Source organism: Pseudomonas sp. NY15372 (assembly GCF_048068215.1).
Classification (GTDB): Bacteria; Pseudomonadota; Gammaproteobacteria; order Pseudomonadales; family Pseudomonadaceae; genus Aquipseudomonas; species Aquipseudomonas guariconensis_A.
The window spans coordinates 21,334-42,796 of sequence record NZ_JBLUPY010000028.1; the positions used below are offsets into that span (position 1 = coordinate 21,334).

The 21,463-nt window shown below is 64.8% G+C and carries 15 protein-coding genes; 11 read left to right on the forward strand and 4 right to left on the reverse strand.

Annotation, left to right across the window (positions count from 1 at the left end; translation table 11 throughout):
- Window positions 1–21 precede the first annotated feature (21 nt).
- From ACNFG0_RS17320 to ACNFG0_RS17330, 3 genes are read left to right on the forward strand one after another with little or no spacing between them, the layout of a single operon-like run.
- Window positions 22–1,668 carry a DUF1302 domain-containing protein gene (locus ACNFG0_RS17320; protein WP_416765767.1) on the forward strand — a complete coding sequence of 549 codons (1,647 nt, stop codon included), beginning with the start codon at window positions 22–24 and terminating at the stop codon, window positions 1,666–1,668.
- A gap of 8 nt (window positions 1,669–1,676) precedes the next feature.
- Window positions 1,677–4,091, forward strand: coding sequence for an efflux RND transporter permease subunit (locus tag ACNFG0_RS17325; protein WP_416765768.1), 2,415 nt, complete (start codon window positions 1,677–1,679; stop codon window positions 4,089–4,091).
- A gap of 10 nt (window positions 4,092–4,101) precedes the next feature.
- Entirely contained in the window at window positions 4,102–5,064 is a 963-nt protein-coding gene (locus ACNFG0_RS17330) for a WD40/YVTN/BNR-like repeat-containing protein (protein ID WP_416765770.1), read from the forward strand.
- A 111-nt stretch (window positions 5,065–5,175) separates the two neighbouring features.
- Here ACNFG0_RS17330 and ACNFG0_RS17335 read toward each other — a convergent pair whose 3' ends face one another.
- Window positions 5,176–6,045 (reverse strand): phytanoyl-CoA dioxygenase family protein, encoded by an 870-nt coding sequence (locus ACNFG0_RS17335; protein WP_416765797.1) that lies wholly within the window; start codon window positions 6,043–6,045, stop codon window positions 5,176–5,178.
- A 178-nt stretch (window positions 6,046–6,223) separates the two neighbouring features.
- Here ACNFG0_RS17335 and ACNFG0_RS17340 point away from each other — a divergent pair, with 178 nt between their 5' ends.
- Window positions 6,224–7,537 carry a PucR family transcriptional regulator gene (locus ACNFG0_RS17340; RefSeq protein WP_416765771.1) on the forward strand — a complete coding sequence of 438 codons (1,314 nt, stop codon included), beginning with the start codon at window positions 6,224–6,226 and terminating at the stop codon, window positions 7,535–7,537.
- A 60-nt stretch (window positions 7,538–7,597) separates the two neighbouring features.
- Here the strand turns inward: ACNFG0_RS17340 and ACNFG0_RS17345 are convergent, their stop codons facing one another.
- Window positions 7,598–8,164, reverse strand: coding sequence for a TetR/AcrR family transcriptional regulator (locus ACNFG0_RS17345; protein WP_416765773.1), 567 nt, complete (start codon window positions 8,162–8,164; stop codon window positions 7,598–7,600).
- Window positions 8,165–8,258: 94 nt separating this feature from the next.
- On the opposite strand from ACNFG0_RS17345, the gene ACNFG0_RS17350 reads away from it, so the two are divergent.
- From ACNFG0_RS17350 to ACNFG0_RS17360, 3 genes are read left to right on the forward strand one after another with little or no spacing between them, the layout of a single operon-like run.
- The gene (locus ACNFG0_RS17350; RefSeq protein ID WP_416765774.1) at window positions 8,259–9,392 is read left to right on the forward strand and encodes a MexC family multidrug efflux RND transporter periplasmic adaptor subunit; all 1,134 of its coding nucleotides are present in this window, start codon (window positions 8,259–8,261) and stop codon (window positions 9,390–9,392) included.
- A 15-nt stretch (window positions 9,393–9,407) separates the two neighbouring features.
- Entirely contained in the window at window positions 9,408–12,533 is a 3,126-nt protein-coding gene (locus tag ACNFG0_RS17355; RefSeq protein ID WP_416765775.1) for a multidrug efflux RND transporter permease subunit, read from the forward strand.
- Window positions 12,533–13,936: an efflux transporter outer membrane subunit gene (locus ACNFG0_RS17360; RefSeq protein ID WP_416765776.1), complete on the forward strand. Its 1,404-nt coding sequence runs from the start codon at window positions 12,533–12,535 to the stop codon at window positions 13,934–13,936. The genes ACNFG0_RS17355 and ACNFG0_RS17360 overlap by 1 nt, the downstream gene beginning before the upstream one ends.
- 87 nt (window positions 13,937–14,023) lie before the next feature.
- Here ACNFG0_RS17360 and ACNFG0_RS17365 read toward each other — a convergent pair whose 3' ends face one another.
- Together ACNFG0_RS17365 and ACNFG0_RS17370 are read right to left on the reverse strand one after the other, a co-directional pair.
- Window positions 14,024–14,581 (reverse strand): TetR/AcrR family transcriptional regulator, encoded by a 558-nt coding sequence (locus tag ACNFG0_RS17365; protein WP_196145895.1) that lies wholly within the window; start codon window positions 14,579–14,581, stop codon window positions 14,024–14,026.
- Window positions 14,582–14,770: 189 nt separating this feature from the next.
- A complete protein-coding gene (locus tag ACNFG0_RS17370; protein WP_416765778.1) occupies window positions 14,771–15,460 on the reverse strand; it encodes a TetR/AcrR family transcriptional regulator in 690 nt (229 codons plus the stop codon).
- A 194-nt stretch (window positions 15,461–15,654) separates the two neighbouring features.
- Here ACNFG0_RS17370 and lexA point away from each other — a divergent pair, with 194 nt between their 5' ends.
- From lexA to ACNFG0_RS17390, 4 genes are read left to right on the forward strand one after another with little or no spacing between them, the layout of a single operon-like run.
- A complete protein-coding gene (gene lexA, locus ACNFG0_RS17375; protein ID WP_196145890.1) occupies window positions 15,655–16,272 on the forward strand; it encodes a transcriptional repressor LexA in 618 nt (205 codons plus the stop codon).
- Window positions 16,272–16,892: a translesion DNA synthesis-associated protein ImuA gene (gene imuA, locus ACNFG0_RS17380; RefSeq protein ID WP_416765780.1), complete on the forward strand. Its 621-nt coding sequence runs from the start codon at window positions 16,272–16,274 to the stop codon at window positions 16,890–16,892. The genes lexA and imuA overlap by 1 nt, the downstream gene beginning before the upstream one ends.
- 6 nt (window positions 16,893–16,898) lie before the next feature.
- On the forward strand, window positions 16,899–18,317 hold the full coding sequence (locus ACNFG0_RS17385) for a Y-family DNA polymerase (RefSeq protein WP_416765782.1): 1,419 nt from the start codon (window positions 16,899–16,901) through the stop codon (window positions 18,315–18,317).
- Window positions 18,314–21,394, forward strand: a complete 3,081-nt coding sequence (locus tag ACNFG0_RS17390) for an error-prone DNA polymerase (RefSeq protein ID WP_416765784.1) — start codon at window positions 18,314–18,316, stop codon at window positions 21,392–21,394. Before ACNFG0_RS17385 ends, ACNFG0_RS17390 begins: the two co-directional genes overlap by 4 nt.
- Window positions 21,395–21,463: the final 69 nt, after the last annotated feature.

The window sequence follows — 21,463 nt, forward strand, 5'->3', positions numbered from 1 at the left end:
GACGCCAGATCGAGAGCCCACATGAAAAAAATAATTACGAAAGCGTCAGGCCTTGTCATCGTGTGCGCAACCCCACTGGCAATGGGGTTCACCTTTGAAACCGAAACCCTCAATGGCTCCTTCGACTCCACGATCACCGCAGGCATGGGCCTGCGTACCGAGTCGCGGGGCTGCAACCTGATCAACCAGGGGCCGACCGGGCACAACGTGCCCTCCGGCTGCCTGGCGCAGAGTTCCGGCGTGGCGGACCAGGGCGACCTGAACTACGACCGCGGCGACATGTTCACCAACTACCTCAAGGGTACCCATGAGCTGTTGCTGAAGATGCCCGAAGACTTCACCTTCATGGCGCGCGGGACCTGGATCCGCGACTTCGCTGCCACCGATACCACCGGCACGCTGTCGTTCAACACCCCAGAGAGCGTCGGCAGCAACGGGCTGAGTGACGACGCCCGCGACGACCTCGCCTTCAAGGCTCGCCTGCTGGACCTGTGGGTGAGCAAAGGCTTCGACATGGGCGGGCAGCGGGTCCGCGCGCGCCTGGGCAACCAGGTGATCAACTGGGGTGAAAGCCTGTTCGTGGCCGGTGGCATCAACAACACCAACGCCTACGACTACCAGGCCCTGGCACGTCCCGGCGTGCAGCTCAAGGAGGCCGTGCTGCCCGCGCCGATGCTCAGTGTCGCTTCGGGCCTTGGCTCGGGTGTCAACGTCGAGGCCTACTATCAGTTCCGCTGGAACAAGAGCGAGTTGCCGCCGGTGGGCAGCTACTGGTCCACCAACAACGCGCTGGGTGAGGGCAGGGGGGACTACGGGTTCTCCGAGAAGGACGCCCGCGACAGCGGTCAGTGGGGCCTTTCGCTGCGCTGGCAACCAGAGGACAGCGACATAAACTACGGCTTCTACGTGATGCGTTATCACGACAAGTTGCCGTCATTGCGCGTCGCCATTCTTGACCCGGACACCTTCGCCGCTGCCCCCACTTGGGAGTACCAGGAAGACCGGATGATGTATGGCATCAGTGCCAACATGCCGATCGGTGACTGGGCCGTCGGTACGGAGCTTTCGTACCGGCCCAAGGATTCAGTCATGCTCAACCCGGTCATCGACCTATGCTCCAGCAATGGCGGCAAATGCTGGAAGGACGAAAAGAAGTTCCAGTGGCACCTCACCGGCCTGTACAGCTTCACGCCTTCGAACTCCCCGACGCTGCTCGACTTCACCGGAGCCAGTACGGGCACCTTGCTGTCCGAGCTTGTGGTCATCAAATACCCAGGGCTGCATAACGAGGTCAATGGCGAGCCACTCGCTGCAGGGCTCAATACCTGGCAGCTGGACCCTGCGACAGCGCCCAAGCCTCGTGGCGACAAGACGTCCTCTGGCATCAACCTGGACTTCAGCCTGACCTATGACGGCACGTTGCTGCCGGGTTGGCAGGTCACGCCAGGTGTCTTCTACTCGCGCTCGCTGGGGGGCAGGACGCCGAACCTGAGTGCGACCTTCACCGAAGACGCGAGCAGCATGAACCTGTACCTGAACTTCGTGCGAAACCCGGCCAGTTGGCAGATTTCCCTCAACTACGCGAAGTTCATGGGCGGCGACACGCCCTACGACCAGCTTTATCGTGACCGCGACTATGTCGGCATCGCGATTTCCCGCACCTTGTGAGGCCCGCCGTGAACGGTTCTGTAAAGTTATCCGAAGCTCCGGCACCTGGCCTGCTGTCACGTGTCGAGGGTGTGTTGTTCGGGCATCGTCGTCTGGTGCTGGCGAGCCTGGCGGTGTTCACGCTGATCATGGGCTGGTTCGCCGTGCAACTGCGCATGGATGCTGGCTTCGAAAAGCAATTGCCGGTAGGCCATGAATACATCGAGACATTCGAGGCCTACCGCAATGACCTGCTGGGGGCGAACCGGCTGACTCTCGTGGTCAAGGCCCGACAGGGCGATATCTGGAGTGCCGCAGGCCTGAAACGGCTGTATGACGTCACCCAGGCAGTGACCTTCCTCCCTGGTGTTTCGCGCAGCAGCGTGCGTTCGTTGTGGACGCCCAATGCCTTCGTCAACGAAATCACCGAAGAGGGTTTTCGCGCGGATCCACTGGTACCGGGGACGGTTTCTCCCGAGCACCTGGATGACCAGGTCATCGCGACGATCGCCAGCTCCACTGCCCAGGGTGGTTTCATCGGCACGCTGGTTTCCCGTGATCAGCGCAGCGCGATGATCACGGTGGAACTCAACGAGTACGACACCCATGGCGCCCACCTGGACTACGTGGCGTTCAACCACAGGCTGGAAAAGGAGATCCGCCAGCAGTTCGAGGATGGCGATTTCGAAATCCAGATCATCGGTTTCGCCAAACAGATCGGCGATATCGCTGACGGAGCTTCAGCGGTGCTGGAGTTCTGTTTGCTGGCGTTGCTGCTGACGGCGGGGGCGGTGTACTGGTATTGCCACTCACTGCGCTTCACGCTGCTGGCGCTGGTCTGTTCGCTGGCTTCGCTGGTGTGGCAGTTCGGCAGCCTGCGCCTGTTGGGGTACGGGCTCGACCCGCTGGCGGTGCTGGTGCCCTTCCTGGTATTCGCCATCGGGGTGTCCCATGGCGTGCAGCAAATCAACTTCATCGTGCGCGAGATCGCCATCGGCAAGCGCGCCGAAGAGGCGGCGCGCTCGAGCTTCACGGGGTTGCTGATTCCAGGGACGCTGGCGCTGGTGACCGCGCTGGTTTCCTTCGTGACGCTGTTGTTGATCCCGATCCCGATGGTTCGAGAGCTGGCGATCACGGCCTCGCTTGGCGTGGCCTACAAGATCATCACCAACCTGGTGATGTTGCCGTTGATGGCGTCCTTGCTACGTGTCGATGACAAGTATGCGGCCGCCCAGGAAATTTCCCGGCAGCGGCGCACCCGCTGGCTGCGTGGCCTGGCCCGGCTCGCCGAACCGCGCAAGGCGCAGTGGGTGCTTGGCGCGGCCTTGGTGGTGTTCCTGGTGGCGATCTGGCAAAGCCATGACCGTGTCGTTGGCACGCTGCAGGCGGGCGCGCCGGAATTGCGCGAGAATTCGCGCTTCAATCGCGATGCGGTCTCCATCGCCAGCAACTACGACATAGGTCTGGACTGGCTCAGCGTGGTGTTCGAAGTCAACAAGGCCGCTTCCAGCGAAGGCAGCCAGGTGGCCTGCGAGGATGTCGCCCTGGGCCAGTACCAGGATCGCTTCGTGTGGGCCATGCAGGGAGTGCCCGGTGTCCTGTCGGTCGCGTCCTTCTCCACCAACATGCGCCAGTTCAACGAGGGCTACAACGAAGGCAACCCGAAGATGGCGGCGGTGCCCATCGACCCGATGAACTACGCCGCGTTGGCCACCGAGGTGGCGCGTACGCCCGGGCTGATGCGCACCGACTGCAACATGTCGGCTGTGCACCTGTACCTGGCAGACCACAAGGCCACCACCATCAACCGAGTGGTGGACGCCGCCAAGGCGTTCCGCAGCGAGTACCCGATGCCCGGCATTTCGGTTCGCCTCGCGTCCGGTAACGCCGGCGTCCTGGCCGCCATCAACGAAGAGGTGGAAAAAAGCGAAACCCCCATGCTGCTGTATGTCTATGCCGCCATCGCATTGCTGGTGTTCGTGGTGTACCGGGACCTGCGAGCGGTCCTGGTGTGTTGCCTGCCGCTGACCATCGGCACTTTCATTGGCTACTGGTTCATGAAGGAGCTGCAGATCGGCCTGACCATCGCCACCTTGCCGGTGATGGTGCTGGCGGTGGGCATTGGCGTTGATTATGCCTTCTATATCTACAATCGCCTGCAACTGCATCTGGCCCATGGCCAGTCGATTACCAAGGCGGTCGAGTGCGCGCTGCTCGAGGTGGGTGTCGCCACTATTTTCACCGCCATCACCCTGGCCGTGGGCGTGGCCACCTGGGCGTTCTCGGAGCTCAAGTTCCAGGCTGACATGGGCAAGCTGCTGGCCTTCATGTTCATCGTCAACATGGTCATGGCCATGACCGTGCTGCCGGCCTTTGCCGTCTGGCTGGAGCGGGTGTTCCCGCGTAAGCGTCCCGTGCGCATGATCGGCGCGCTGGTGCACTGAGGAGAGAAGCATGAAATTCAGGGTTTCATTCACCGCGGCCTTGCTCGCAGCAGCATTGCCGCTGATGTCTCTTCAGGCCGCGCCGTTGCAAGCCGTGCCGGCCGTGCAGGCGAGCAATGCCACGCAGGCCACCATGCTGGCCGCTGGCTGGGCCGGGGCGCGCGTGGTTGCCGTGGGCGACCACGGTGTCGTGTTGTTGTCCGATGATCAGGGCAAGCAGTGGCGCCAGGCGAGGTCGGTACCGCTGTCCACGCCATTGACGGGGGTGTCGTTCGTGGATGCCAAGCGCGGGTGGGCGGTGGGCCACTGGGGCGCGATCCTGGCCACCACCGATGGTGGGGAGTCCTGGCAGGTCCAGCGCCTGGCCACCGAAGAAGACCGACCGCTGTTCGCCGTGCACTTCTTCAATGCCCGGCAGGGCGTGGCGGTAGGGCTCTGGTCGTTGGTGCTGACGACCGAGGATGGGGGGCTGACGTGGGCTGAGCAGGCGGTGCAAGCGCCGCCCGGGGCCAAGCGGGCCGACCTCAACCTGATGGGGCTGTTTGCCGACAGCCGCGGCACGCTTTACGCCACGGCCGAGCATGGGCAGGTGCTGCATTCCGAAGACCAGGGAAAGAATTGGCGTTACCTGGATACCGGCTACGAAGGCACCCTGTGGTCAGGCGCGGTACTGGCCGATGGGCGTCTGCTACTGGGTGGCCAGCGCGGTACCTTGTTGCAGGGTTCAGCGGACGGCAAGGGCTTTCGCCGAGTGCCCACGCAAAGCAAGGGCTCTGTCACCTGCGTCGCGGTAGCGGGCTCTCGTGTGCTGGCGGTCGGGTTGGACGGGCTGATGGTGCAGAGCAGCGATGGTGGACACAGTTTCGAGGAAACCCAGTCGGCTGATGGCCTATCGCTGACGGCGGCGCTGTTCAATGCCGATGGCACACCGGTTCTGTTTTCACGTCGTGGGGTAATGCCTTATCGGGAGTGAAGGGCTGGCGCTCAAAGGCCAGGCATCGCAAACCGATGCCTGGCCTGTTTCCTTGCCTGGGCGTTTGGATGGTCGTGGCACCTTCAGGGCCAGGCAAGTCAACGCTGGATGCTAGAGCTGAAGGTAATCCGCCAGGTCTGCGTAGTTATGCTGCCAAAGGCCAGGGCTGCCATTGGGGTATTGGGAGCGGAAACCGAGGATCTTCTGAACGCGTGGAGAAAGCGTGCGCACCAGCTCGAGCGGCACGATCAACGGGTAGGCTTCTTCAGGCGTGATGATCGAAGCCTGCATCGGGATGGTCAGTCCGCGACGGTAATAGTCGGCGGTCACGTTGGCCCCGCCACCGTGAACGACCTTGCCGCCGAACAGCACGGCATCCCCGGCTTTCAGCAGGGCGGGGATCGTCATCTCTGGGGTTCCGACATCGTTGAAGTCATCCCAGTCCTGGCTCCCCGGAATCAAGCGCGTGGCGCCGTTTTCCTCGGTGAAATCGGTCAGCGCCAGCATCAGGTTGGTGATGGCGCGTGGCGCATCTTTGTTCATGGCCACGAACGGTTGGTACTGCGCCATGTCGCGGTGCAACATTTGCGCTTTGTTGCCCGGGCCGATCTCGATCAACTGGGCCGTGGTCAGCCACCAGTCACCGCACTCCGGGGCGAAAAGCACGTTTCCCAGTTCGTGAAAAAGGTCGTCATCGAGGATTTCCTCACGAAAGGTCTTGCTGTGGGTGACGAGGTTGGTGAGCCGTTTGGTCTGATGGCCGTGGAACTCGGCGATCAGCGCGTGCTCATGCTTGGAGCCGGCATCGAGCTCGGCCAAGGGAGCGTCGAGTTCGTTGTTGATCCGCACGACTTGTTCGGGGGACATGAAGTTGCGAATGATGACCGCTCCTGCTTGGTCGCTCAGCAGCGCAATCTCTTGCGCTGAAGTCGAGCGGGTTACCACGGGCAGGCTTGGCATGGAGTCGCGAGAGGCTGACATTGAGAACACTCCAGATTGAAAGAACGGTTGGCGCAGGCGGGTTGATCCCTCAACTGCTGGCATCAGGAAACAAACCCGCTTGCCACTGCGCTAAACCCAAAAAAGGGACATGAAGCGTCACGGTGCCTCCTTGTATTTTTTGTTCAGGCAGTGAGTTCATGCTAGGTTTCCCCTGGCCTTGAGCCAAGGTACGAACTGCACCATTTACCAGACGATTTTTGAGCGATTTGCACTGATCATGACCAGCACGCCATTCCCCTGGCCACGCCCCTCGGAAGCCGTTCGCGAGCTCATGCGCAAAGGCGCCGAACTCGCTCAGGCGCTGCCGCCCGAGTGGATCGAGCGCCTGAACCAGGCACTGTTTTCTACACCGGAAGATGCCAAGTTGCTGGAGGATCCGGTCATCCTCGCCGCGTGCCGGCGCGCCAATCGGGCAGAGTTGCTGCACTGGGCCAATGCCAATCTGCAGCGCCCTGGGGAGCCGGTGGAGCCCTACGTGTCTGCTGACATGGTGGACACGGCCAGGGAGCTCGCCCGCAGGGGGCTCTCCGAGCTGCTGATGAATGTCGCAAGGTCGACACAGAACGCAGCCTGGGACCTGTGGATGAAGATGGCCTTCAGCCTGACGCAGGATCCCGCGCTGCTCGCGGAGTTCCTGGAGGTCTCGTCGCGGTCGATCTCGACGTTCATCGACAGCAACATGCGTGTGGTGACCCAGATCATCCTCGAAGAAAAGAGCGCCCAGGCCCATGACGACCCTATCGATAAACGCAGCCTCGTCAGCCGGCTGCTCGACGGCAGGGATGTGGACGCCGAGCAATTTGGCAGGCGACTGGGCTACAGCCTGGCTCAGAGGCATCACGCCTGCCTCGTCTGGAGCGAAACCCCGGACGCCGAGATTCGCCCGCTGGAAGATATGGCGCGAGCCCTGGCGCAGCTCACGGGTACGGTAGCGCCTCTGATCGTATTCGCGGGCCCTGCGACCCTGTGGGCCTGGTGCAATGCGGCAAAGCCGCTGGACCTGAACCTTTTGCAAGGTGTCGCTCGACAATTTCCCAAGATACGCGCGGCAATCGGTTCGGCGGGCGCGGGGATGAATGGCTTCCGGCGCTCGCACCTGGAAGCCTTGACCACCCAGCGGTTGATGGGCCGGTTGGCGGGTTCACCTGCCGTTGCCACGATCGATCAGGTGAGGATGGTGTCGCTGATGACCCAAGATGCCCGCGCGGCCAGGCAGTTCGTCTTGAGCACCCTGGGGCGCTTGGCGACCGAGCCCACGGTACTTCAGCATTCGTTGCACGCCTTCCTGGCCAATGGCTGCAACATCACCCAGACCGCCGAGGTACTGGGTACGCATCGCAACACCTTGCTGCGCCGACTGGAGCGCGCCCAGGACCTGCTGCCTGTCCCGCTTGCCGACCATCGCATCCAGATCGCCGCTGCCCTTGAGCTGGTGATCTGGAGTACGCCGCTCGATGGCGACGAGCAATAGCGTTCATTCCCTACCTTTGACGCAATAGCGGCCTCACGGCTGTTGCCCCCATGCGGGCGCTCAACAGGGCGCCCGCGCTGCAATGCCCTGCAGGAACGCGTTCTCCAGCACCGTTGCACTCTCCCTCAGCGCGCGCCCTCGTTGGCGGGCATCGACCATGCCATGCAACAGCGATACGAACATCTCGGTCAGCAATGCCGCGGTGACATCCGCGCGAAATACCCCCTGTCGCTGGCCACTGAAGAACAACGCATCGAGCCGTTCCAGATAGAACCGTAGGTCGTGCTGCACGCTCATGTGCACAGGGTAACGGGAGGCGAGGAATGCGATCAGTTCACTTTGGGCCAGGTGCGCGTGGATCAGCTGACGCAACGCGGCCAGGGGCTCTGTGGAGGCCAACGTATCGCTGTTGTCGAGGATGTGCATCAGCGTGTTTTTGGCGTGCTGTTCGAGCTGGCTATCGAGGTTGTCTCTCGTCCCGCAGTAACGGTGCAAGGTGGCCCGGCTGATGCCCGCCAACGCCGCCAGTTCGCCCATAGACGCTCTGGGTCGCAAGGCGGCAGCGGCATAGAGGGCATTCACCAGCTTGGCGGGAAGCGATGAAGGTGGGAAGCCTGAAGTGATCATGAGGAGTCTTGTTTGATTTATATGAGACATTATTGACTCATCTGGGTTTGAAAAGTAGCATTCGCCCCGTTTTCAATCAAGGCTCGGGTGAGTGATGGGCAAGACAGGTTCGATAAAAGTGGGCGTACTCGCTGTGGCGATTGCCTTGGCCGGGTGCGAGCCCGCAGCAGAGCAGGACGGTGCAGCCAATGCGAGCTACCCGGTGGAAATCGTGACGTTGGCCTCCGAGCAAGTGACCTTGGCCGCTGAGTTGCCGGGCCGGGTCGAGCCGATGCGCGTCGCAGAGGTGCGGGCGCGGGTGCCGGGTATCGTGTTGCACAAGCGCTTCGAGGAAGGGGCTGACGTCAAGGCGGGGGATGTGCTGTTCCAGATCGACCCGGCGCCGTTCAAGGCCGCCCTGGCCCGCGCCGAGGCCGACCCCGCCCGTGCCCAGGCCGTGCAGCAGGAAGCCCAGGCACGTGTGAAGCGCTATGAGCCGCTGGTCAAGATCGAGGCGGTCAGCCAGCAGGACTTCGACAGCGCCATTGCCGAGTTGCGCAGTGCCCGTGCGGCGGTGCGTTCCGCGCAGGCCGATGTGCAGGCCGCACGCCTTAACCTGGGTTACGCCACTGTCACTGCGCCGATCTCCGGACGCATTGGCCGTGCGCTGGCCACCGAAGGCGCGTTGGTGGGGCAGGGGGATGCGACGCTGATGGCGCGTATCCAGCAACTCGACCCAATCTACATCGACTTCACGCAGTCTGCTGCTGACGCGCTGCGCCTGCGACAAGCGGTGAAGGACGGCGCACTTTCGGCCGACAGCCAGCGCCTGACCGCGCAAGTGGAAGGCACCGATTTCCAGCGCTCGGGCGAGCTCATGTTCACCGATGTGAGTGTGGACCGCGGTACCGGCCAGGTCACCCTGCGTGGGCGTTTCGATAACGCGGACGGCACCCTCTTGCCGGGCATGTATGTGCGCGTGCGCACGCCTCAAGGCACCGACAACCACGCCATCTTGGTCCCCCAGCGTGCGGTCCAGCGAGGCAGTGACGGCCAGGCGCGGGTATTGGTCGCCGCCAATGGCCTCGCTGAGGCACGCGTCGTGCGAACCGGCGTGATGCAGGGCTCGCGCTGGCAGATTACCGAGGGGCTGGAGCCGGGTGATCAGGTGATCGTCGGCAGCCCGGCAGGGTTGGCCCCCGGTATGCCGGTGGCGCCAGTGCAGAAACAAACGGCTGCTGTTCAGTGATGCGAGGGAAGTGAGATGTCCAGGTTCTTCATCCATCGCCCGAACTTCGCCTGGGTCGTGGCGTTGTTCATTTCATTGGCGGGCCTGCTGGTGATTCCATCCTTGCCTGTGGCCCAGTACCCCAACGTGGCGCCCCCGCAGATTTCCATCACCGCCTCCTACCCCGGCGCTTCGGCCAAGGTCATGGTGGAGTCGGTGACCAGCATCATCGAACAGTCGCTCAACGGCGCCAAGGGCCTGCTGTACTACGAGTCCACCAACAACTCCAACGGCGTGGCCGAAGTGATGGTGACCTTCGAGCCAGGCACCGACCCGGACATGGCGCAGGTCGATGTGCAGAACCGTTTGAAACAGGCCGAGGCGCGCATGCCTCAGGCGGTGCTGACCCAAGGGCTGAAAGTCGAGCAGGCCAGTTCCGGCTTCCTGCTGATCTACGCCCTGACCAGCACGGCCGGCAACCGTGGCGATACCACGGCCTTGGCCGACTATGCCGCGCGTAACATCAACAACGAACTGCTGCGCGTGCCTGGCGTGGGCAAGCTGCAGTTCTTCGCCTCGGAAGCGGCCATGCGGGTCTGGGTGGACCCGCAGAAACTGGTGGGCTATGGCCTGTCCATCGACGACATCAACACGGCGATTCGCGGCCAGAACGTCCAGGTACCGGCCGGCAGCTTCGGCAGCACGCCCGGTGCCAGCGAGCAGGAGCTGACCGCCACCCTGGCCGTGCAGGGCACCCTCGATACCCCGGAAGCGTTCGCCGGCATCGTCCTGCGCGCCAACCCGGATGGCTCCAGCGTGCGTCTGGGGGATGTCGCGCGCATGGCCATCGGTAGCGAGAACTACAACCTGTCGGCACGTCTGAACGGCCACCCGGCGGTGGCCGGCGCGGTGCAGCTGGCGCCGGGCGCCAATGCCATCCAGACCGCGACGCAGGTCAAGGAGCGCTTGGCCGAACTGTCGCAGTTCTTCCCCGAAGGGGTCGAGTATTCGGTGCCGTACGACACCTCGCGCTTCGTCGATGTGGCCATCGAGAAGGTGATCCACACCCTGATCGAAGCCATGGTGCTGGTGTTCCTGGTGATGTTCCTGTTCCTGCAGAACGTCCGCTACACCCTGGTGCCCTCGATCGTGGTACCGGTGTGCCTGCTCGGGACACTGATGATCATGAAGCTGCTCGGCTTCTCGGTGAACATGATGACCATGTTCGGCATGGTGCTGGCCATCGGCATCCTGGTGGACGACGCCATCGTGGTGGTGGAGAACGTCGAGCGCTTGATGGCCGAGGAAGGCCTATCGCCGGTGGAGGCGACCATCAAGGCCATGGGGCAGGTTTCCGGGGCCATCATTGGTATCACCCTGGTGCTGGCGGCGGTATTCCTGCCTTTGGCGTTCATGTCCGGTTCGGTGGGGGTGATCTACCAGCAGTTCTCTGTGTCTCTGGCTGTCTCGATCCTGTTCTCCGGCTTCCTGGCCCTGACCTTCACCCCAGCGCTGTGCGCCACGCTGCTCAAGCCGGTGCCCCATGGCCATCATGAGAAGGGCGGTTTCTTCGGTGCCTTCAACCGTGGCTTTGCCCGTATCACCGAGCGCTATTCGCTGCTCAACAGCGAGCTGGTGGCGCGTGCCGGGCGCTGGATGCTGGCGTATGTCGGCATCCTGGTGGTGCTGGGCTATTCCTACCTGCGTCTACCGGAGGCCTTCGTGCCAGCTGAAGACCTGGGCTACAGCGTCGTCGACGTACAGTTGCCGCCAGGCGCCAGCCGGGTACGCACCGACCACACCGCCGAGACGCTGGAAAAATTCCTGATGTCTCGTGAGGCGGTGGCCAACTCGTTCATCGTCAGCGGCTTCAGTTTCTCGGGCCAGGGCGACAACGCCGCCCTGGCGTTCCCCACCTTCAAGGACTGGTCGCAGCGTGACAAGACGCAATCGGCGGAGGCGGAAACGGCAGCGATCAATGCCCAGTTCGCCGCCAACGGTGACGGCACCATCACCGCGGTCATGCCTCCGCCCATCGACGGCCTGGGCAACTCCGGAGGTTTCGCCCTGCGTCTGATGGACCGTGGCGGCCTTGGCCGTGAAGCACTGCTCGCCGCCCGTGACCAACTGCTGGCCCGTGCCAACGGCAACCCGGTGATTCTCTACGCGATGATGGAAGGCCTGGCCGAGGCGCCGCAGTTGCGCGTGCACATCGACCGGGAAAAAGCCCGAACGCTGGGCGTGAGCTTCGAGGCCATCAACAGCACCTTGGCCACCGCTTTCGGTTCGGCGGTGATCAACGACTTCACCAATGCCGGGCGCCAGCAGCGCGTGGTGGTGCAGGCTGAGCAAGGCGAACGCATGACCCCCGAAAGCGTGCTGCGCCTCTATGCTCCGAATGTCAATGGTGAGCAGGTGCCGTTCAGCGCCTTCGTCACCACCCAGTGGGAAGAGGGGCCGGTGCAACTGGTGCGCTACAACGGCTACCCATCTATCCGCATCGCCGGCGACGCTTCGCCGGGGCACAGTACCGGCCAGGCGATGGCCGAGATGGAGCGCCTGGTCAGCGAGCTGCCGCCGGGTATCGGCTACGCCTGGACGGGCCTTTCCTACCAGGAGAAGGTGTCCAGCGGCCAGGCGGCCAGCCTGTTCGCCCTGGCCATCCTGGTGGTGTTCCTGCTGCTGGTGGCGCTGTACGAAAGCTGGGCGATCCCGCTGACGGTCATGTTGATCGTGCCGATTGGTGCCCTGGGTGCGGTGTGGGCGGTGACGCTCACCGGCATGCCCAACGACGTGTACTTCAAGGTCGGCTTGATCACCATCATTGGCCTGGCGGCGAAGAACGCCATCCTCATCGTCGAGTTCGCCAAAGAACTGTGGGAGAAGGGCTATAGCCTGTGCGACGCCGCCATCGAGGCCGCGCGCCTGCGTTTGCGTCCGATCGTGATGACCTCCATGGCGTTCATCCTCGGCGTGGTGCCACTGGCCATCGCCTCCGGCGCGGGAGCCGCCAGCCAGCGCGCCATCGGTACCGGTGTGATCGGCGGCATGCTCAGTGCCACCTTGCTGGGCGTGATGTTCGTGCCGATCTGTTTCGTCTGGGTGCTGACGCTGCTCAAGCGCAAGCCCGCACCTGTGCAACCGGTCGAGGTAGCCAAGTGATGATCACATTCAATCGTGTGCTTCCCTTGGCCCTGGCCTTGACCTTGACCGGTTGCTCCCTGGCGCCCACCTACCAGCGCCCAGAAGCACCGGTGGCGGCCGAGTGGGGCGATGCTGCCGGTCATGCTGGCCGTTCGGTGGAGCAGTTGCAGTGGCAGGCGTTCATCGTCGACCCGGTGCTGCGTCAGCTGATCGCCAGTGCCCTGGACAACAACCGCTCCTTGCGTCAGACCCTGCTCGACATCGAGCAGGCCCGTGCCCAATATCGGATCCAGCGAGCCGACCGGGTGCCGGGGCTGAACGCCAGCGCCGCGGGCAATCGCCAGCACCTGCCGTCGCCGCTTTCGAGCGATGGCCGCGAAGGGGTCAGCAGCACCTATCAGGTGGGGTTGTCGCTGCCGGAATACGAAGTGGACCTGTTCGGCCGTGTCAAAAGCCTGAGCGATGCGGCACTGGAACAGTACCTGGCCACCGAGGAAGTCGCGCGTGCCGCGCGCATCGCCCTGATCGCCGAGGTGAGCCAGGCCTACCTGACCTTGGACGGTGCCGAGCGGCGCCAGGCGCTGACCCGCCAGACCTTGGCCAGCCGCGAGGACTCTTTGGCGTTGGTCGGTCAGCGTCGCGCTGGCGGTACGGCCACGGCGCTGGACCATCAGGAGGCGTTGGGGCTGGTCGAGCAGTCTCGTGCCGAACTTGAGGTCACCGTGCGCCAACAACGCCAGGCCTACAATGCGCTGGTGCTGTTGCTGGGCAGCGCCGAAGCGGCCAAGACGATGCCCACTGAGCGCTCGGATGAGCCCATGGTGCTCAATGACATTGCGCCGGGTACACCCTCGGCATTGATCGAGCGTCGCCCCGATATCCTCGCCGCCGAACACCGGCTGCGTGCGCGCAATGCCGATATTGGCGCGGCGCGGGCAGCGTTTTTCCCGCGTATCAGCCTGACCGGCAGCTTTGGGACCGCCAGTGCGCAGATGTCCGGGCTGTTCGACGGAGGCTCGCGTAGCTGGACCTTCATGCCGCAATTGTCGCTGCCGTTGTTCGACGCCGGGCGCAACCGGGCCGGGCTCAGCCTGGCCGAGGCACGCAAGGACTCGGCTGTGGCCGCCTATGAAGGCGCGATCCAGGTGGCCTTCCGCGAAGTGGCCGATGCGCTGGCCGCCACCGACACCCTGCGCCGCGAGCAGGCTGCGCGAAGAGCACTGGCCGATACCAGCCGTGTGACCCTGGCGCTGGCCAAGGCACGTTACGAGGGGGGAGTGGACAACCATTTGCGCTACCTGGACGCCCAGCGCAACAGCTACGTGAACGAAGCGGCCTTCATCGAAGCCAGTACCCAGCGCCAACTGGCGTTGGTCGACCTGTTCCGCGCACTCGGCGGCGGCTGGCCGAGCAAGGGCTGAAATAGCCTCCTTTGGTTGGCATGTCCAGCCACTTGGCCCCAGGGATCAATACCCTGGGGCCTTTTTTTTAAAGCGTACGCAGTCAGGTCAGCGGGCGGGTGCCGCAGCGCCGTCGAGGAACATCAGTTCCAGCGTCTGCACGGACGTCGCGCTGGCCGCTCGCCCGCGTCGTTCGGCATCGACGATGCCGTACACCATGCTCAGGAACATTTCGGTGAAGATCGCCGCGCTGATATCGATACGGAAAGCCCCCGCCTGCTGGCCGCGCAGGAAGAAGGCATCCAGGGCGTCGGCATAGGCCCGCCACGGGCGGTTCGCTTCGCTGTCGTCGAACGAGTCCGGGCGGTACTGGAAGAGCAGGAAGATCATCATTTCGCGATGCTTGAGGTGCTCGACGATGAGGCGATGCAGGGCTGCGGTCGGCTCGCTGCCGTGCAAGTCAGCGTTGCCGATGACCTGGGAGAGGACTTGGTCGCCATAGCGTTCCAGCATGTTCACCAGGTTGTCACGGGTGCCGCAGAAACGGTGCAGGGTCGCCTTGCTCACGCCCGCCGCCTCGGCCAGCTCCTTCAAGGTGGCTCGGGGGTGGACGACGATCGCGTCGGCCAGCGCTTTGAGCAAGCGCTCATCGGTAGGGAGGTGCATCAGAAGATTCCACACTGCATATCGTGAGGCCATTGTGGATGAAAACGATTCCTGGAACATCCATTTGAGCAAATAATGATTCAACCAAGGCTTGCGAGTCGCAGCCGTGCAAGGGCTTGTTTGCTGACACCTGCACCGCGTCCCACGACGTTCCGTTGGCGGGTGACGCCTTCCGGGATGGTACCGGGTCTATCGGGGGACGGCTTTGGATTTGGCTGTTTCGGGAGGGGAAATCATGACGATGAAGGCGTCAATAAGGGCTTTTCCACGCTCTGCGCTAACGGGTTCGGACTCGAAAGGCAGCATCATGAGCCAGCCATCACTGAACGCGGCAATGTGATCGGCCAACACATCGGCCGGCACATCTTCACGGATCTGGCCCTGGCGCTGGCCGGCCTCCAGCACCGAAGTGGCCACCTCGCGGAAGTTGGTATAGCGCTGCTTGATGACGCTGGCGAACGCGGGCTGGTGCCGGGCATGGGTGAGCAGTTGTAGCCATGCAAGCCAGTTGCCTGGCTCGTCAAGGCTGATCCATTGGTGCCACTGCTCAATGAGCGACTTGATGTTGACCTGATCGAGGTCGATGTCCAGCAGTGCGTCGACCTTATCGAACAGGGTCTGCGCAACGGCACTGACCATTTCTTCCTTGTTGGCGAAGTAGTAGGTCACCGCGCCTGTGGTGCACCCGGCGTGCTGCGCCACCTTGCGCATGGTAGCGCCGGCATAGCCTTCTTGCGCGATCACCGCGATCGCCGCCGCCAGCAGCTCGGACCTTTTGGCGTCGCGATCGCCAACCGGGCGCCCGCGACGGGCAAGCGGTTCGGATTCGCTTTCATTGGCCTTGGCGTTGGGAGCAGAGCGGGGGTGTGCTTCAGGCATAGGGAGGCGATTTCATCGGTCAACCAATAGAACCGGCAGTTTGCCACAGCACAGCCGACGCGTGCGATGTCAGTGGTTGGCGAGACTCGGGCTTTTTACCTACCGGCTTTTGTGTTTCCAGTGCTGATCGCTCGGGCGAGATAGCCAAGGTAGCGACGAAGGGGGCTGTTCAGTGCTCTACGAAAAGAGTACAAATGTACTCCATGGACAACATGACCCCCAAACGCCGCGCCATTCTCGCGTTCATCCGCGAGCGCATCGCCGATCACGGCCAGCCTCCGAGCCTGGCCGACATCGCGCAGCGCTTCGGTTTCGCCTCGCGCAGCGTGGCACGCAAGCACATCGTCGCCCTGAGCCAGGCTGGCCATATCGACGTGACACCCAACCAGGCCCGTGGCATCCGCCTGGCCGAACCGTTGCGCCGCCCCGAGATCCTCGAGATCCCGGTGCTGGGCCAGGTGGCGGCCGGTGCGCCGATCGGCCCCGACCTGGGCATCCATGAACAATTGCTGCTCGACCCCAGCCTGTTCCGCCGCACCCCCGACTACCTGCTCAAGGTGCGCGGTGACTCGATGATCGACGACGGCATCTTCGATGGCGACCTGGTCGGCATCCGCCAGCAGGGCGAGGCCCGCGACGGGCAGATCGTGGTCGCCCGGCTGGATGGTGAGGTGACCATCAAGCGCCTGCAGCGCATCCCGGGTGGCTACCGCCTGTTACCGCGCAACCCCGCCTATGCGCCGATCGATGTGGCACCGGATCGGGATTTCGTCATCGAAGGCGTGTTCTGTGGCCTGTTGAGGCGAGACTGATGGGCGCGGTAGTCGACCTCGACGGCCTGCTCGACCAGCGCCGGGTATGGCGCGGGCGCCAGGCCCAGGCTCGGCCGCAGGGCTTGCAGCCCACCGGCCATGCCTCGCTTGACGAGTGCCTGCCCGACGCGGGCTGGCCGGCGGCTGCGCTCAGCGAGCTGCTGCTGGCCAGCCCGGGCTGTGGCGAGCTGCAGCTGCTCTGGCCGAGCCTGGCGCGTCTTACCGGCGAGGGTGGGCGGGTGGTGCTGGTGGCGCCGCCGTTCATCCCCTATGCCCCGGCCTGGCAGGCGGCAGGGGTCGACCTGCGTTGGTTGGTCCAGGTCCAGGCGGCACCGGCCGATACCTTGTGGGCGGCTGAGCAGTGCCTGCGCTCCGGCAGTTGTGCAGCGGTGTTGTGCTGGCCCGAGCGTGCCGATGACCGCGCCTTGCGGCGCCTGCAGGTGGCTGCCGAGACCGGCCAGGCCTTGGCCTTCGCCTGCCGACCGCAGCAAGCCGCGCACAATCCCTCGCCTGCGGCCTTGCGTATCGCCATCGATGCCCGGCCTGCCCAGTGGCGGGTCCTCAAGTGCCGTGGCGGCCTGCCGCCGGCCACCCCCATCGCCTGCCCGGGGCGGGGTTGATGCACCATGCTTTGGGCGTGCATTGTCTTTCCGCAACTGGCACTGGACAGCCTCCTGCGTGAGCACGACGATCCGGACGCGCCCCTGGTGCTGATCGGCGGGCCACACCAACGGCGTATCGTGCAATCGGTCAACTCGGCTGCGGCCGCGCTCGGCTTGCGTGCCGGGCAGACCCTCACCGCCGCCCGCGCCCTGGCCGATGGCTTCACCTGCGTGGAGGCCGACCCGGTGCGCATCGAACAGCTCCAGCAGTTGCTGGCCGCCTGGGCCTACCGTTTCAGTGCCCAGGTCAGCCGGCACTACCCCCGGGCCTTGCTGCTGGAAGTCGGCTCCAGCCTGGGGCTGTTCGGGCCATGGCCTGTGTTCGAGGCGCGCCTGCGCCAGGAGCTGGAAGCGCTGGGGCTGCGCCAGCGCATCGTCCTGGCGACCAACCCGGTGGCCGCACGCATGCTCGCCAATAGCCATGACGGCCTGGCCGTGACAACGACCGAACAGACCCGGGCGGCCCTGGCCAACATGCCGATCGGCAAGGTCGGGCTGCCTCCGGCGGCGGCGGAGGCGTTCGTCCGCATGGGCCTGCGCCGGCTCGGCGACGTCCTGACGCTGCCGCGCGACGCCTTGGCCCGACGCTTCGCCGCCGACGTGCAATTGCACCTGGACCAACTGCTCGGCCTGCGCACCCTGGGGCTGGCGTTCTACCAGCCGCCGGACCGGTTCGAGGCGCGGCTGGAGCTGAACTTCGATGTCGAGTCGCACCAGGCGCTGCTGTTCCCCCTGCGCCGATTGATCAACGACCTGGCGGCGTTTCTCGCGGGCCGGGATTGCGGTGTGCAGCGTTTGAACCTGTACCTGGAGCACGTCGAAGGGCCGGATACCGAGCTCAAGATCGGCCTGCTGGCCGCCGAGCGCGAGGCCGCGATGCTGTTCGAGCTGGCCCGGGGGCGCCTGGAGCCGCTGCGTATCCGCGCACCGGTGCGCAACCTGCGGCTGCTGGCCGAGGACCTGCCGCCTTTCGTTCCCCAGCACCAGGCATTGTTCACCCCCCGGGCGCAGCAGGCCCAACCCTGGGAGCAGTTGCGTGAGCGCCTGCGTGCGCGGTTGGGCGATGAAGCGGTCACGGGGCTGTGCGCCGAAGCTGACCCTCGCCCCGAATACGCCTGGCAGGTGGCCGAGCAGGGCGCACCGGGTGTACTGCCGGTCGCGCCGGGTAGCCGCCCCGGCTGGCTGCTGCCTCAGCCCCAGCCCCTGCCCGAGGCGGGCCTGCGTTTACTGACAAGGCCTGAGCGCATCGAGTCCGGCTGGTGGGACGGCGGCGATGTGCGCCGAGACTACTACCGCATCGAAACCCGCGATGGCTTGCGCGGCTGGGCCTATCGCGACCTGGCCCAGCCAGGGCCATTGTGGTTGCAAGGCTGGTTCGCATGAGCGCGCCAGGCTACGCAGAGCTGCATTGCCTGTCGAACTTCAGTTTCCAGCGCGGCGCCTCCAGCGCCGACGAACTGTTCAGGCGGGCCAAGGCCCTGGGCTACGAGGCCCTGGCTATTACCGACGAATGCACCCTGGCCGGTATCGTCCGGGCTTGGCAGGCCGCCCGGCAACATGGGGTACGGCTGATCATCGGCAGTGAAGTCCAGCTGGAACAGGGGCCCAGGCTGGTGCTGCTGGTCGAGGACCTGACGGGCTACCAGAACCTCTGCGGCCTGATCACCCAGGCCCGGCGACGGGCGCAGAAGGGTCAATACCAGGTGCTGGCCGAAGACCTGCAGGGGCGCTGCCAGGGCCTGCTGGCGCTGTGGGTCGCCGATGCCGACGACGACCCGGCCACCGGCCAGTGGCTGCAGTCGCTGTTCGGCCCGCGCCTGTGGTTGGCGGTACACTTGCACCGTGGCTGCGACGATGCTCGCCGCTTGCAGCGGTTGCGCAGCCTGGCAGGTCGGTTGGGGATCCGCGCCGTGGCCTGCGGCGATGTGCACATGCATGTCCGGGGGCGTCGCGCCCTGCAGGACTGCATGACGGCGATCCGTCAGCACTGCACCGTGGCCCAGGCCGGGCGCTACCTGTTTGCCAATGGCGAACGCCACTTGCGCATGTGGGCCGAACTCACCGAGCTGTACCCGGGCGACCTGCTGGCCGAGGCCCAGGCCATCGCCGGCCGCTGCCACTTCGACCTGGGTGAATTGAAGTACCAGTACCCCCGCGAACTGGTGCCCCAGGGCCATACGCCTGGCAGCTGGTTGCGCCACTTGTGCCAGCTGCGCCTGCCCGAGCGCTGGCCCCAGGGGCCGAGCGCCGAAGCGCTGGCGACCTTGGAAAGGGAGCTGTGCCTGATCCAGGAGCTGGGCTACGAAAGCTACTTTCTCACCGTCCATGACATCGTCGATTTTGCCCGCAAGCAGGGCATTCTCTGCCAAGGCCGTGGCTCGGCCGCCAACTCGGTGGTGTGCTTCGTGCTGGGCATCACCGAGCTGGACCCGATGGAGCACCGGTTGCTGTTCGAGCGCTTTTTGTCCCACGAGCGCAACGAGCCACCGGACATCGACGTGGACTTCGAGCATGAGCGCCGCGAGGAAGTGATCCAGTACGTGTTTCGCCGCTACGGCCGGCACCGCGCGGCACTCACCGCCGTGGTCAATACCTACCATGCCGCTGGTGCCGTGCGTGACGTGGCCCGTGCCCTGGGGCTGCCGGCCGACCAGGTGGATGCCTTGGCCAAGTGCTGCGGGCGCTGGAGCGACCGCATTCCCGATGCCCAGCGCCTGGCCGAGGCCGGCTTCGAGGCGCAGAGCCCGTCGCTGCGGCGCATCTTGGTGCTGGCCGGCGAACTGATCGGCTTCCCTCGGCATCTGTCCCAGCACCCCGGCGGCTTCGTCATCTCCGAGCAGCCACTGGACCACCTGGTGCCGGTGGAAAACGCTGCGATGGCCGAGCGCACGGTGATCCAGTGGGACAAGGACGACCTCGATCTGGTCGGCTTGCTCAAGGTCGATGTGCTGGCCCTGGGCATGCTCAGCGCCCTGCGGCGCTGCTTCGACCTGCTGGCCCGTCACCGTGGCCGGCACCTGACCTTGGCGAGCATCCCCAAGGAAGACGAAGCCACCTATGCCATGATCAGCCGCGCCGAGACCATGGGGGTTTTCCAGATCGAATCGCGGGCGCAGATGGCCATGCTGCCCAGGCTCAAGCCGCAGAAGTTCTACGACCTGGTGATCGAGGTGGCCATCGTCCGACCTGGGCCGATCCAGGGCGATATGGTCCATCCCTACCTGCGCAGGCGCCTGGAGGAGGAGCCGGTGACCTACCCGTCGCCCAAGCTCAAGGACGTGTTCGGGCGTACCTTGGGCGTGCCGTTGTTCCAGGAGCAGGTGATGGAGCTGGCCATGGTCGCCGCTGACTACACCCCTGGCGAGGCGGACCAGCTGCGCCGCAGCATGGCGGCCTGGAAGCGTCACGGGGGCCTGGAGCCGCACCGCGAACGGCTGCTCGAAGGCATGAAACGCAATGGCTACGAGCAGGCCTTCGCCGAGCGCATCTTCGAGCAGATCAAGGGCTTTGGCAGCTATGGCTTCCCCGAGTCCCACGCCGCCAGCTTCGCCTTGCTCTGCTATGCCAGCAGTTGGCTCAAATGCCATGAGCCGGCGATCTTCACCTGCGCCCTGGTCAACAGCTGGCCCATGGGCTTCTACAGCCCGGATCAGCTGTTGCAGGAGGCGCGGCGCCAGGGCATCGAGGTGCGGCCGGTGGATGTGTGCCACAGCGAATGGGATTGCACCTTGGAGCCTGACGCGCAAGGCGCACTGGCGATCCGCCTGGGGTTGCGACAGATTCGCGGTTTTAGCGAGGTCGATGCCCGGCGCCTGGAGCAGGCCAGGGCGCTGCGCCCCTGGCGGGATGTCGAAGACCTGTGCCTGCGCGCCAAGCTCGACAGCCGCGCCAGGGCCCGCCTGGCCGATGCCGGCGCTTTGCGTGCCCTGGCCAGCGACCGCCACCAGGCGCGCTGGCAGGTCGCGGCGGTGCAGGCGCAATTGCCGTTGTTCGCCCAGGTGCAGGCAATGCCCGAGGTACCTGTGGCCCTGCCGATGCCCTCGGTGGGCGAGGACCTGTTCGCCGACTACGCCACCTTGGGCACCACCCTCGGGCCGCACCCCCTGGCCTTGTTACGTCGGCGCTTGCGAGCGCTGGGCTGTCGCAGCTCCGTGGAACTGGCCGAGGTCGAGCATGGGGACAGCGTCGCGGTGGCCGGGCTGGTGGTGGGGCGGCAACGGCCGCAGACCGCCAGCGGGGTGACCTTCGTCACGCTCGAAGATGAACATGGCATGGTCAATGTGGTGGTTTGGCGCGATTTGGCCGAGCGCCAGCGCAGGGCCTTGGTGGGTTCGCAGCTGCTCAAGGTGAGCGGGCGGCTGGAACAGGAGAAGGGCGTGCGCCATCTGGTTGCCCGGCGGCTGGAAGATATCAGCCTTCTGCTGCAGGGGTTGGATGTGCGTAGCCGGGATTTTCACTAGCGCTTAAGGTCCAATCGCCGGCAAGCCGGCTCCCACAGCTACGGCGGGGTCTCTGAAGACAGCGCAGGC